This window comes from Cohnella sp. GCM10012308, from assembly GCF_042649185.1.
GTDB lineage: Bacteria > Bacillota > Bacilli > Paenibacillales > Paenibacillaceae > Cohnella.
The window spans coordinates 139,412-151,862 of sequence record NZ_JBHRYU010000020.1; the positions used below are offsets into that span (position 1 = coordinate 139,412).

General features: G+C 60.6%; 12 protein-coding genes. 9 read left to right on the forward strand and 3 right to left on the reverse strand.

Going from position 1 to position 12,451, the window contains the following annotated elements:
* Positions 1-251: 251 nt before the first annotated feature.
* The 3 genes from ACFOTD_RS20900 to ACFOTD_RS20910 all read right to left on the reverse strand — a co-directional run bounded on the left by ACFOTD_RS20900 (position 252) and on the right by ACFOTD_RS20910 (position 3,508).
* Positions 252-632 carry a hypothetical protein gene (locus ACFOTD_RS20900; protein ID WP_378121870.1) on the reverse strand — a complete coding sequence of 127 codons (381 nt, stop codon included), beginning with the start codon at positions 630-632 and terminating at the stop codon, positions 252-254.
* 150 nt (positions 633-782) lie between these two features.
* Positions 783-2,231 (reverse strand): NAD-dependent epimerase/dehydratase family protein, encoded by a 1,449-nt coding sequence (locus ACFOTD_RS20905; protein ID WP_378121871.1) that lies wholly within the window; start codon positions 2,229-2,231, stop codon positions 783-785.
* Between the two features lie 113 nt (positions 2,232-2,344).
* Entirely contained in the window at positions 2,345-3,508 is a 1,164-nt protein-coding gene (locus ACFOTD_RS20910; RefSeq protein ID WP_378121872.1) for a copper amine oxidase N-terminal domain-containing protein, read from the reverse strand.
* A 196-nt stretch (positions 3,509-3,704) separates the two neighbouring features.
* On the opposite strand from ACFOTD_RS20910, the gene ACFOTD_RS20915 reads away from it, so the two are divergent.
* The 9 genes from ACFOTD_RS20915 (at position 3,705) to lysS (ending at position 12,019) form a co-directional block, all read left to right on the forward strand.
* Complete coding sequence (locus tag ACFOTD_RS20915) at positions 3,705-5,333, forward strand: anthranilate synthase component I family protein (protein ID WP_378121873.1); 1,629 nt, start codon at positions 3,705-3,707, stop codon at positions 5,331-5,333.
* A complete protein-coding gene (gene pabA, locus ACFOTD_RS20920) occupies positions 5,330-5,908 on the forward strand; it encodes an aminodeoxychorismate/anthranilate synthase component II (protein ID WP_378121874.1) in 579 nt (192 codons plus the stop codon). Before ACFOTD_RS20915 ends, pabA begins: the two co-directional genes overlap by 4 nt.
* Complete coding sequence (locus ACFOTD_RS20925; RefSeq protein ID WP_378121875.1) at positions 5,905-6,825, forward strand: aminotransferase class IV; 921 nt, start codon at positions 5,905-5,907, stop codon at positions 6,823-6,825. The genes pabA and ACFOTD_RS20925 overlap by 4 nt, the downstream gene beginning before the upstream one ends.
* Positions 6,822-7,685: a dihydropteroate synthase gene (folP, locus tag ACFOTD_RS20930; RefSeq protein ID WP_378121876.1), complete on the forward strand. Its 864-nt coding sequence runs from the start codon at positions 6,822-6,824 to the stop codon at positions 7,683-7,685. The genes ACFOTD_RS20925 and folP overlap by 4 nt, the downstream gene beginning before the upstream one ends.
* 15 nt (positions 7,686-7,700) lie before the next feature.
* Positions 7,701-8,060, forward strand: coding sequence for a dihydroneopterin aldolase (gene folB / locus ACFOTD_RS20935; RefSeq protein ID WP_378121877.1), 360 nt, complete (start codon positions 7,701-7,703; stop codon positions 8,058-8,060).
* Positions 8,061-8,106: 46 nt separating this feature from the next.
* A complete protein-coding gene (gene folK / locus ACFOTD_RS20940; protein WP_378121878.1) occupies positions 8,107-8,610 on the forward strand; it encodes a 2-amino-4-hydroxy-6-hydroxymethyldihydropteridine diphosphokinase in 504 nt (167 codons plus the stop codon).
* 13 nt (positions 8,611-8,623) lie between these two features.
* Entirely contained in the window at positions 8,624-9,643 is a 1,020-nt protein-coding gene (gene dusB / locus ACFOTD_RS20945; RefSeq protein ID WP_378121879.1) for a tRNA dihydrouridine synthase DusB, read from the forward strand.
* A gap of 240 nt (positions 9,644-9,883) precedes the next feature.
* Positions 9,884-10,360: a transcription elongation factor GreA gene (greA, locus tag ACFOTD_RS20950; protein ID WP_090117794.1), complete on the forward strand. Its 477-nt coding sequence runs from the start codon at positions 9,884-9,886 to the stop codon at positions 10,358-10,360.
* Between the two features lie 138 nt (positions 10,361-10,498).
* The gene (gene lysS, locus ACFOTD_RS20955; protein WP_378121880.1) at positions 10,499-12,019 is read left to right on the forward strand and encodes a lysine--tRNA ligase; all 1,521 of its coding nucleotides are present in this window, start codon (positions 10,499-10,501) and stop codon (positions 12,017-12,019) included.
* The last annotated feature ends 432 nt before the right edge of the window (positions 12,020-12,451 follow it).

Consider the following 12,451-nt stretch of genomic DNA (forward strand, 5'->3'; position numbering starts at 1 on the left):
CCGGTTGGCGGCAGGACAATGCGACGGGATAGCGATGTGCGGCATCGTTATTGAGTCGTAGATGCGAGAATCTGGCGGAATAGCGATGTGCGAAATCGTTATTGAGCCGTAGATGCGGGAATCTGACGGAATAGCGATGTACGACATCGTTATTTGACCGAAGCTGCGGGAATGCGATGGAATAGCGATGCGTGGCATCGTTATTTGCCGGCTAAAGTAAAAACGGAGGGCTCGTTGCCCCCCGTTCCCGCTTATAGAGCGCCCGCTTCCTGGCAAATGGCGACCGCCCGGTCGTAGTCGTCCTCTTCGACGATGGCCGTCAGCAGAATATCGCGTCCCGTCACCCGGTTGTCCGGCCCGCCAGAGCTCATCCCGCTGGCGCTGACGCTGGCTGCGGCCAATACGGCGGCGTCGGGATTGTCGAAGTCCCCGCCGAGCGTGATGAATCCGAGTCCGCGGAACGTGCCGGCGACCGTGTTGCCCAGCTGATCGAGATGCTCCATGCCTGCGCCGGGATACCCGTCGAACCGGTCGATCCCATGCTCGATCAGGCGCAGAGACTTCAGCCCCTCCAGCGCCTGTCTGGCTTGGTCCGGCGTGTTGAAGTAGGCGAGCACCGCCCGTTCTGCCATCGCGTCGTCCTCCTTTGGCCGGCGCCATTGACGCCGGCTTTATCCACCGTAGTATAGGCGCGGGCGAAGGCGGCTATGCGGGCGCGCGGAATCTCGGCGGTAGAACGGGCAGGCAGTAGAACGTCCGCCGCAGCGTGTTGACCGAAAAGACTACCGGATTCGTTTCTTCAAATAACGCCTGAACGCATACATGACCCACAAATGAATCTTGGCCTGCGTATACTTGTAGAGGAACCAGGGCAGCGCCGGCAAATAGTCGTGAATGGCGATAATGCATTCGTCGGAGTCCGGAACCTGCAGAAATTCCAGGCGTCCGCGATGCGTCTCCTTCCGGCTCGAAAAGGAGCCGCCCGTGATGTAATACAATGCCCGGGTCGGCGAGCTCCGCTCCTCGGAGTACGTAAGCTCGAGCAGAGGCGCTTTTCGGCCGGCGACGCGAATCCGATAAATATCCTTCTTATCGTGAATGACCCGGATCAGCGGCCCGGCCGCCCGATTGAGCCAGCCGAGGTAAGACTTCGAGGCAGCATCGGCATCCATTCCCGCGGGCAGCCTGACGCGCTGCACGGAGCGGACGTCCGACTTGGCGGCGCGCGCAGCTTTCCCGGGCTTCCGTTTCTGTTTCCCCTCAGTCGAATCGCGGTCAGACTTCCTTTTCTCCTCTTCCCGTATTGCGTCTTTTGCCGCCTCGCGAAACGTAATGACGCCCTCCCCAATTCCGCGCGCACGCCTCTCATCCCTTGCAACCATCGGATGAACCAGACTTTCGATTAAAGGATAGGCCATCTCTTTGGGCGTTCCGGTAATGAGCGCAAGCCACAGGCGGGATAAATAAACGGAGAAGGCGGGAAAGGGAATAAAGACGCGCTTCTTGCCCAGCGTGTCCGCCGTTTGGCTGAGCATTTGCCTGTAGGTCATGACATCGGGTCCGCCGATGTCGATCGCGCGGCGATACAGGTCGGTCCGTCCGATCGTCGCGGTCAAGGCATCCAGCACCTCGGGTAGAGCGATTGCGTGCGTAAGCGTGCGCGTCCACTTGGGAAGGATCATGACGGGCAGCCGGCGCACCAGCTTCAGCAGGATCGGAAAAGAAGAGCCTTCGGGACCTACGATCAAGCCGGCCCGCAGCGTCGTCACGGGTACGCCGTAGGAGGCGAGCACCTTTTCTACCTCCAGCCGGCTTCGCAGATGGCGGGACAGCTCGCCGGGCGGCACATTCGGCGGAATGATGCCGCTCAGGTACACAATTTGGCGCACGCCGTTTTTGCTGGCGGCCCGGGCGAAGTGGTCGGCGAGCAGCACGTCCATATCTTCGAACCGGGCTTGCGTCAGTTTGGCCGACGGGAGCATGGAGTGGACCAGGTAAACAGCATAGTCCGCACCGGCCAATCCCCGCTCAGCGTCAATCAAGGAAAACAGATCGCACGAGCGCCAGCTCGTATGCGGATCGGTCTCCCGCCCTTTTCCGCCGCCTCGGGATAGCGCGATCACGTCGGCGAAAGACGTCAAGCGCCGGAGCAGGTTGCCGCCGATATAGCCGCTCGCCCCCGTTAAGGCGACGACGGGTCTCTTTGCCGGACTGTCTTCCTGGTTGCTCATGGTGCCAGCGCTCCTTCGTATCCATCTGCCGTCACATACCCGTTATCGTCCGAAAAGTAACAAACCCCGCCTGGGGGCGGGGCATCCGAAAAAGATGGCGCTCGTCTAGCGATTCACAGCCAATCTTTGATTTTAACCGTAAGCTTCTGATGCTGGCCGTTCTTGATGCTAGTGTAATCTAGATCGATGACGCCGTCATGCTCGCCTTCTACCGTGAACGTGTCGCCGTGGTAGGGAACGTCGTTCAGCTTGGCGTATTCCTGATCCGCCGGGTCGAGCAGCTCGTAAAGTTCCTTCTTTTTACCCGTCTTAGGGTCGACCAACGTGAGCAAGCCAGTCCTGTTCGGCCTGATGAGCAGGTAGTTTGCGCCAATGCCCTCCACGCCGTAAACCTCGTCCAACCCGCCCAGCTTCGTCAGGTCGTAGGTTTTGTCCGTACTGCCGTCCGCGTTGAGGATGCGAAGCGTCTTGCCGTCCGTCAGTACCGGCTGATTGCCAAGGGTCGTTATATTCGGCGTCATGCGCTGCCAGTAATGGACCGTAGCCTGATCGGCAAGCTTCTTGTTTTTGACGTAAGCGGTCGTGTAGTTAACGTTGATGTGCGGTTCGCCGTATATATCGGACACCGTCACGACGAATCCGCCGGTACCGAGCTTGTCGACGGACAGGCTTAAGTACTCCTGCTGTTCAAAATCGAGCTTGCCAGTCTTTACGGCTGGACTATTGGACGGATCGGACTGATACAGGTCGCCGGTTTTCCTGTCGAGCCAGAACATGGACGGCGTCATCGTAATGGCGTACCCGACCGCGTACGGATCGCCGTCGTCGATCGTCACCGTGCGCTGCGCGCTCTGCCACTTTACCTCGGCGCCAAGCGACTGCGCGACGAAACGTACGGGCACGTACACCGTGTTATTTTTCATAAGAGCGGGGGCGTTCAATGCGACGGATTTGTCGTTCAGCTGCGCAGTCTTGCTGCCGAGCGTCAGCTTCACGGTACGGTTGGGGGCATAAACGGATACGAGCTTCTTGTTGCCGTCCCAGTCGACATAGGACTTGAGCAGCTGCGAGACCATGCGCAGCGGTACGAAGACGCTGCCGCTGGCGTCGAGATAAGGCGCCGCCGTACCGGCGGCGATCTCGTTGCCGTTGACGACGAGTTTGATGGGCTTGGGGGCCGCTGCCGCCTGAGCCGCTGATCCGCTAGACGTCGCAGCGGTGCCTGCCGCCAGCAGCAGGGCGAGCCCGAACATCCGAATTTTATTTTTCATAAGCATGCGCACATCATCTCCCTTTTTATCATGCATCCTTGTATACCCATATTTAGAGACGATTCGGAGGTGTCGAAAGTTTCTCGTGCGGAAGGGCGGCCGCTCTATCCTCGGCATGCGATTGTTTGTATACTTTAGTGAAGAATAGGAAGCGGCGCGGTCCGATTGTCGGCGAGAGAGCTTCCGAGGGGGATATGCGGAGTTGGAAGCGCGGATATCGTTGGAAAAATGGCGGACGTGGCTTGGCGAGCGGGCGGATGCCGGCGAGGCTGCCGATGGATATAACCGTCTGCCTTATATAGAGAAGCATGCGTTGGCAGCGGGCGAAGATCGCGTCCCGCTCTGGCGCGGCGCCTGGGAGGCGGCGGGCGAAGAAGCCTTCGTGCTGGAGAGCGGCAAAGGCGGCCGCTATACGTTCCTTGGCATCCGGCCAGGCGCGGTATTGATCGGGCGGGGCGATCATGCCGAGCTCAGGCACTGCGGCGGCGGTGTAGCCGGGGAGGCGGAGCGGCTGAGCGGGGACCCGATCTCGGTCGTGCGCGAGGTCATGGGCCGTTATCGCACGCCGGCGGACACGGGGCTGCCGATGTTCACGGGCGGCGCCGTGGGCTATTGGAGCTACGACGTCGCGCGTTCGCTCGAGCGGCTGCCGCAGACGGCGGCAGACGAGCTCGGGCTGCCGGATTATGCGTTTCTGCTGATCGACGAGCTGTGGATCGTCGATCACGAGAGTGGCGATCTGTACCTTGCCGTTCATGCGGACCTGGGCGATGCGCATGGGACTGAATCTGCGGTTGGGGCCGCTTACGACGCGGCGCGCGCGCATGCGACGCGGATGAAGGCGGATTGGGACCGGATTGTTGCGGCTGCCGCGGAGCCCCAGGCAGCGACAGCGCTGGCGGCTGCGCGCGGCATGCTTGCGGAGGAGGGTCTGGCCCTGGACGTCGAGGCGTTCGCGCGCGGGCTCCGCACCTCCCTTTCCAAGGAAGCGTTCGAGCGGGCGGTACGACGGATCCAGCAGTACATCGGGCAAGGCGACGTTTTCCAGGTGAACCTGTCCCTCCGGCAAACGATGCCGGTGACGGCCACCCCCGAAGCGCTCTACGAGTGGCTGCGCCTCATTAATCCCTCTCCATACATGGGCTTGCTGCGGCTGCCCGGCTTCAGTCTCGTCTCGGCGTCGCCGGAGCTCCTGGTCAAGCGCCAGGGAGAGCGCGTCAGCATGCGGCCCATCGCCGGCACGCGCAGGCGCGGGCGCACGCCTGAGGAGGATGCGGCGATGGCGGACGAGCTGCTGTCGAGCGTGAAGGAGAGGGCCGAGCATATCATGCTTGTCGATCTGGCGCGCAACGACCTCGGCCGCATCTCCGCCTTTGGTTCGGTACACGTGCCGGAGCTGCTCACGATCGAGCGGTATTCGCATGTGATGCATCTCGTGTCGCAGGTCGAAGGACGGATCGCGGCGGGCAAGGATGGTCTCGATGTGCTGGCGGCTTCGTTTCCCGGCGGCACGATCACCGGCGCGCCCAAGATCCGCACGATGGAGATCATCGAGGAGCTCGAGCCCGTGCGCAGAGGCGCCTATACCGGCTCGATCGGATGGATTGACTACGCGGGGAATATGGAATTTAATATAGTTATCCGTACGATGGTGGCGAAGGACGGCCTGTGCCATATCCAGGCAGGCGCCGGCATCGTCATCGATTCCGATCCCGAGCGGGAGTTCTACGAATGCCTGAATAAGGCCAAGGCGCTCTGGAAGGCTGTACAGTACGGGGAGCGGCTCAGCCCGGACGGGACGGGAGCCGACGCGAAGGGGGACTGGGCATGATTCTGGTCATCGACAATTACGATTCGTTTACTTATAACCTGGTGCAGTATCTGGGCGAGCTGGGACAAGACATCGTCGTGAAGCGCAATGACGAGATCGACCTTGACGGCATCGCCGCGCTTAAGCCAGATCACATCTTGATCTCGCCGGGTCCTTGCACGCCGAACGAGGCGGGCGTCAGCCTGTCCTTGATCGACCGCTTCAAGGGCGAGATTCCGATCTTCGGCGTATGCCTCGGACATCAGTCGATCGGACAGGCTTTCGGCGGCGACGTCGTGCGCGCGCCGCAGCTTATGCACGGCAAGACGAGCGAGATGTCGCACGACGGCCGCACGATTTTCGAGGGCGTGCCTTCGCCGTTCACTGCGACGCGCTACCACTCGCTTATCGTGAAGCGCGATACGCTGCCGGACTGCCTGGAGATCAGCGCGGAGACGGACGGCGAGATCATGGGGCTGCGGCACAAGGAATATGTCGTCGAGGGCGTGCAGTTCCATCCCGAGTCGATTATGACGGACCATGGCCGCACGCTGCTGCAGAACTTCCTGAACTACAAATCGGGCTTGCGGCAATGAAGCTGCTGCTGGACGGACAATTGATGGATAGCCGGGAAGCCGTGATCTCAGTCTACGATCACGGCTTCCTGTATGGGATGGGCCTGTTTGAGACGTTCCGCACTTACGGCGGCCGTCCATGGCTGTTGCGCAGGCATGCGGAGCGGCTTGCCGATGCTTGCGGAGCGCTGGGCATCTCGTACCGGCCGGATCCGGACGCGATGGCCGCCGGCGCGGCGCGGTTGCTCGAGGCGAACGGCCTCGCCGACGCTTATATCCGCTGGTCGGTGTCCGCCGGTAGCGGCGAGGTCGGACTCCCCGCGGGCGAATACGCCGCGCCGCGCGAGATCGTCTACGCCAAGCCGCTCGCGGCGGACGATCCAGCTACGCGGCAGGGCAAGACGCTGCGATTGCTGCGTCTTCGGCGGACGCGTCCGGAGGGAGGCGGGGAACGGTTCAAGTCGTTCCACTATATGAACAATATCGCGGCAAAGCGGGAGCTTCAGGCCGGCGGCGCTTCGGCGAGCACCGAAGGGTTGTTCCTGAACGAGCGGGACGAGGTCGTCGAAGGCTTGGTGAGCAACGTGTTCTGGCTGCGGGACGGGGCGCTGTACACGCCGTCTCTCGACTCGGGGCCGCTTGCGGGCGTGACCCGAGCTTACGTGCTGGATCAGGCTCGCCGAGCGGGCCTTGCTTGTCACGAAGGCAGGTATGCCTGGGACGACCTGTTACGGGCGGACGAGTGCTTCGTGACCAATTCGATTCAGGAGATCGTGCCGGTCGTCGCAGTCCAGGAGCCGGACGGTCGGTTTGCAAGCGGCTCCGGCCGCCTCGCATCGAATTCCGCCGGGGCCCATGCTGCCGGAGCCCCGGGTCCGTGGACCCGCAGGCTGATGGCGGATTATCGGGCTGCCGCGGAGAAAGGCGATGAAGCATGAATCCTGTCATTTATCATAGACGCTACCGGTTTGACGACGGTCTCGAGCTCGCGCTCGGCGAACGGACTTTAATTATGGGCATTTTGAACGTGACGCCCGACTCGTTTTCCGACGGCGGCCGGTTCGACTCGGTCGAGACGGCGGTGCGCCGCGCGGTCGAGATGGCCGAAGAAGGCGCGGATTTGATCGACATCGGCGGCGAGTCTACGCGTCCGGGGCACGATCCCGTGACGGCCGAAGAAGAGCAGCGGCGGATTTTGCCGGTCATCGAGGCGGTCCGCAGGGCGGTTCCGCTGCCAATCAGCGTCGACACGTACAGGGCCGACACGGCCGAGCTCGCGCTCGGGGCAGGCGCCCACCTTTTAAACGATATCTGGGGCCTCAAGCACGATCCGCGGATGGCGCAGGTGGCGGCCAACGCCAACGCTCCGATCATCCTGATGCATAACCGCAAGCAGCGGGATTACCGCGAATTCGTGCCCGACGTGCTGGCCGACTTGCGGGAGAGCGCAGCGCTGGCCCAGGCGGCCGGCATCCCGAACGATCGCATCTGGCTCGATCCAGGCATCGGCTTCGCCAAGGACTACGAGGATAACCTGCAGCTGATGGGCCGGCTCGGCGAGTTGAACGCGCTAGGTTATCCGGTGCTGCTGGCGACTTCGCGCAAAACATTCATTCGCCGTACGCTTGACCTGCCGGTAGACGACGTTGTCGAAGGAACCGGCGCGACGACATCGCTGGGCATCGCGCAGGGCTGTCAGATCGTGCGCGTTCACGACGTGCGGGCCATGAAGCGGGTGGCGGCGATGACGGACGCGATCGTATACCGTCAAGCAGGTTTATACGGCCGGACACCTTAAAGGAGCGACGAACGAATGGATAGGATGAAGCTGAAGCGCATGGTTTTTTTCGGATATCATGGCGTATTCCCGGAAGAGAACAAGCTCGGCCAGAAGTATTACGTGGATCTCGACATGAAGCTCGATCTGAGCCGCGCGTCCGAGAGCGACGACGTCGCCGATACGGTGAACTACGCGGAGGTCCACGCCTTGGTCAAGGAAATCGTGGAAGGCCCGCCAGTAAAGCTTATCGAGAAGCTGGCCGCGAGCATTGCAACGGCGGTACTCGGTACGTATACTATAATCCATGAAGTCACGGTAGGCGTGACGAAGCCGAATCCGCCCTTCGACATTACGTTCGACGGCGTCACGGTCGAGCTCACGCGCGCCAGATGACCGAAGCAGCGGGCATGCCGTCCGCGGGCATAAGAAGGACTGAACGATGATGAAGCTGGCATATATGGCGCTCGGCGCCAATCTTGGCGACCGGGAGCGGTCTCTCGCGGAGGCACTGCGCCGCTTGAACGAGACGCCCGGCATCCGGGTGGAGCGCGTGTCCGGCGTGTACGAGACCGACCCGGTCGGCTATACGGACCAGCCGAATTTTTTGAATATGGCGGCGGCGCTATTGACGAGCCTGCCGCCGCTTGAGCTGCTGAGAGCGTTGCTCGCGCTCGAGCTTGAGATGGGCCGGGTCCGAGCGTTCCGCTGGGGACCGCGCGTCATCGATCTGGATCTGCTGTCGTACGAGGACGAGACGTTCGAGACGGACGAGCTGACGCTCCCGCATCCCCGCATGGGGGAGCGGGCGTTCGTGCTTGCGCCGCTTAGGGACGTGTGGACGCCCGGCGAAGCTTTCCCTTGGGAAGCGCAGCTCGGGCCGGATACGCTTGAGAGGGAAGGCATTCGCCGCCTGGCTTCCGGGTTGGAGCGGTACGGCCTCTAGGAGGGATAATCGCATGCTGAAGATCGGCAATGTGGAGATGAATAACAACGTGGTTCTGGCGCCGATGGCCGGCGTTTGCAACCCCGCTTTTCGGCTGATCGCCAAGGAATTCGGCTGCGGTCTCGTGTGCGCGGAGATGGTCAGCGACAAGGCGATCCTGCATGGCAACCAGCGGACGCTCGAAATGCTGTTCGTCGACGAGCGGGAGAAGCCGCTCAGCCTGCAGATTTTCGGCGGCGACCGCGAGTCGCTCGTCGAGGCGGTCAAGTTCGTCGACAAGAACACGAACGCCGACATTATCGACATTAATATGGGCTGCCCCGTGCCAAAAGTCACGAAGTGCGACGCAGGCGCCAGATGGCTGCTCGATCCGGCCAAGATCTACGAGATGGTCTCGTATGCGGTCGATGCGGCGGAGAAGCCGGTGACGGTCAAGATGCGGATCGGTTGGGACGACGAGCACATCTACGCAGTGGAAAATGCCCGCGCTGTCGAACGCGCCGGCGGCGCTGCAGTCAGCGTGCACGGACGCACCAGGGAACAGTTGTATACGGGTTACGCGAACTGGGATATCATAAAGGACGTCAAGGAAGCCGTTTCCATCCCGGTTATCGGCAACGGGGACGTTTTCTCGCCCGAGGACGCGGAGCGCATGCTCGCCCATACGGGCGTCGACGGCGTTATGATCGGTCGCGGCGCACTGGGCAATCCGTGGATGCTGTACCGTACGGTTCACTATCTGACCACGGGCGAGAAGCTTCCCGACCCGAATCCCGGAGAGAAAATGCGGATCGCCATGCTGCACATGGACCGTTTGATCAACCTCAAGGGCGAGGGGCAGGCGGTACGCGAGATGCGCAAGCATCTGGCCTGGTATCTCAAGGGTCTGCCGGATGCCGCGCGCGTCAAAACCGAGCTCATGGAAATGACGCGCCGCGCCGACGTAGCGCGCAGGCTCGACGAATACGTAGAGTCCCTGGCCGACCTCGAAGCCGCCGTGCAGACCGAGGACATACCCGCCGTCGTGCATTGATTTCAAGTCCGATTCCTGTTAATTGACATTTAATAGGGGTTGAAATATAATTCTAAGCAATATTCGCAAGACGGTCGAAATTGCCGCGGCTGGCCGGGTCATTCCCAGTCATGTCGGCGGCAATTCGCCATATAACTGTATTCAAGGTGTGCGACCCGCCGCGCTATTCGCGGCGCAGCCTCCGCAAGCAAGCCTTCATGCCCGGCATGGATATCATATCTTCGACAGGAGATCGGTGAGATGAGCGAAAAAGAAGTGCTTCTGACCCCGGACGGGCTCAAGAAGCTCGAAGAGGAACTGGAGAACCTGAAGTCCGTCAAGCGCCGCGAGGTAGCCGAGCGGATCAAGGTTGCAATCGGTTACGGCGACATCAGCGAAAACTCGGAATACGAAGATGCCAAGAACGAACAGGCATTCATTGAAGGCCGCATCATCACGCTAGAGAAGATGCTGCGCAACGCTCGCATCATCAACAACGACGAGATCGATCTCAATACCGTGAGCATCGGTTCCACCGTCGTCGTCGAAGACCTCGAATTCAACGAGACGCTTGAATATACGATCGTCGGCACGGCCGAATCCGACCCGCTGAAGAACAAGATCTCCAACGAGAGCCCTGTCGGACGCGCGATCATCGGCAAGTCGAAAGGCACGACCGTCGAAGTCAGCGTACCCGCGGGCATTATTCAATACAAGATTGTAGATATCAAAAGGTAATCTGCTGCGGGGCTCCGTGCCAAGCAAGCGAAAAGGCCATCTGTGAGCGCGAAAAAGCTTCCGGCAGCGGAAGCTTTTTTGAACGAAGAGGGGTGGCCCGCGTTCTGACGGATATTCAGTAAGGAAAGGGTGTACATCATGAGTCAAGATTTGGAACAACAAGGAAGTGCCGAACCGACCGCCGCCGAACTCAGCGAGATGCTGCAGATCCGCCGGGGCAAGCTGGACGAGCTTCGGAAGCTGGGCATCGATCCGTTCGGCACGAAGTTCGAACGAACGGCTGCCGCAGGCGACATCCTCGAGCGTCTCGACGCCAAGTCGACGGAAGAGCTGGACGAGCTTGCCGAAGAAGTTAGCGTAGCGGGACGCATCATGCAGAAGCGTTCGATGGGTAAGGCTTCCTTTGCGCATATTCAGGACCTGACAGGCAAGATCCAGATCTACGTGCGTCAGGATTCCGTACCGGAGGACCAGTATAAGGCGTTCGGCATTCTCGATATCGGCGATGTTATCGGCATCAAGGGTACGGTGTTCAAGACGCGTACCGGGGAGACCTCGATCAAGGTATCGGAGCTGACCGTGCTGACCAAGTCGCTGCTGCCGTTGCCGGACAAGTTCCACGGCCTTAAGGACGTGGAGACGCGCTACCGCCAGCGTTACGTAGACCTGATCGTCAGCCCCGACGTGCAAAAGACGTTCATCACGCGCTCGCGCATCATCCAGTCGATGCGGCGTTATCTGGACGGACGCGGCTATCTCGAAGTCGAGACGCCTACGCTGCACGCCATCGCCGGCGGCGCGGCCGCCAAGCCGTTTATCACGCACCACAATGCGCTCGACATGCAGTTGTACATGCGGATCGCGATCGAGCTTCATCTGAAGCGGCTTATCGTCGGCGGTTTGGAGAAGGTATATGAGATCGGACGGGTCTATCGCAACGAAGGGATGTCGACGCGCCACAACCCGGAGTTCACGATGCTTGAGCTGTATGAAGCTTATGCGGATTACAAGGATATCATGAAGCTGACGGAGGACCTTGTCGTTCATCTGGCGGAAGAGGTGCTCGGCACGACGCAGATCGTCTATCAAGGGCAGGAAGTCAACCTGTCCGCGCCTTGGCGCAGGGAGTCTATGACCTCGCTGATCCAGACGGCCGTAGGCATCGACTTCACGGTCGATATGAGCGACGAGGAAGCGCATCGTCTGGCGAAGGAACACAAGGTACCGGTCGAGCCTCATATGACGTTCGGCCATATCGTGAACGCCTTCTTCGAGACGTTTGTCGAGCATACGCTTATTCAGCCTACGTTCGTGACCGGGCATCCGGTGGCGATCTCGCCGCTGGCGAAGAAGAACGCCGAAGATCCGCGCTTCACGGATCGCTTCGAGCTATTCATCGTCGCCCGCGAGCATGCCAATGCCTTCACCGAGCTGAACGATCCGATCGACCAGCGCCAGCGCTTCGAAGCGCAGCTGGTGGAGAAGGAAGCGGGCAACGACGAGGCGCAGGATCTCGACGAGGACTTCATCCGCGCGCTTGAGTACGGCTTGCCGCCTACCGGCGGTCTTGGCATCGGCATCGATCGTCTGATCATGCTGCTGACCGACGCGCCGTCCATTCGCGACGTGCTGCTCTTCCCGCATATGCGCGGGGAGTAACCGGAATAAATGGAGAGCCGGTCGCCTGGAGGCGGCTGGCTTTTTTATATGTGGCACATGTAGGGGAACGATGCGTCGGAATGGGAGCGAGTCGGCGTATCAGCTTATATGTGTATGCGTCCCGTTTGCACGATATCCCCTTTAGACAGGGATTGGTCGTTTTGTCCGTCGTGGGACCTGATTCTGCAGGAACCTTCTATATAGAGGAAAGCCTGATTAGAGGGATGCGTTGCACGTGACGAACCGCCTCCGGCATGCGATATAGAAGCGATTTTCAGGTTTTTAAAATTCTTTTGAAAAAGGTGTTGCATTCGCCTAGGCGCCTGTGATATATTATTCAAGTCGCCGCTGAGAGGCCGCCGAGAACGAGGCCGAGAGCGAAGACAAGATTGCTCCTTGAAAACTGAACATCGAGCGTTAAAACAAACGGAC

Bases quoted from the DNA above. Each gene is read 5' to 3' on its own strand.
- pabA (WP_378121874.1), top strand. From the start codon at position 5,330: ATGATTCTGGTCATCGACAATTACGATTCGTTTACTTATAACCTGGTG.
- greA (WP_090117794.1), top strand. From the start codon at position 9,884: ATGAGCGAAAAAGAAGTGCTTCTGACCCCGGACGGGCTCAAGAAGCTC.
- ACFOTD_RS20925 (WP_378121875.1), top strand. From the start codon at position 5,905: ATGAAGCTGCTGCTGGACGGACAATTGATGGATAGCCGGGAAGCCGTG.
- dusB (WP_378121879.1), top strand. From the start codon at position 8,624: ATGCTGAAGATCGGCAATGTGGAGATGAATAACAACGTGGTTCTGGCG.
- ACFOTD_RS20905 (WP_378121871.1), bottom strand. From the start codon at position 2,231: ATGAGCAACCAGGAAGACAGTCCGGCAAAGAGACCCGTCGTCGCCTTA.
- ACFOTD_RS20900 (WP_378121870.1), bottom strand. From the start codon at position 632: ATGGCAGAACGGGCGGTGCTCGCCTACTTCAACACGCCGGACCAAGCC.
- folB (WP_378121877.1), top strand. From the start codon at position 7,701: ATGGATAGGATGAAGCTGAAGCGCATGGTTTTTTTCGGATATCATGGC.
- ACFOTD_RS20910 (WP_378121872.1), bottom strand. From the start codon at position 3,508: ATGCTTATGAAAAATAAAATTCGGATGTTCGGGCTCGCCCTGCTGCTG.
- folP (WP_378121876.1), top strand. From the start codon at position 6,822: ATGAATCCTGTCATTTATCATAGACGCTACCGGTTTGACGACGGTCTC.
- folK (WP_378121878.1), top strand. From the start codon at position 8,107: ATGATGAAGCTGGCATATATGGCGCTCGGCGCCAATCTTGGCGACCGG.
- lysS (WP_378121880.1), top strand. From the start codon at position 10,499: ATGAGTCAAGATTTGGAACAACAAGGAAGTGCCGAACCGACCGCCGCC.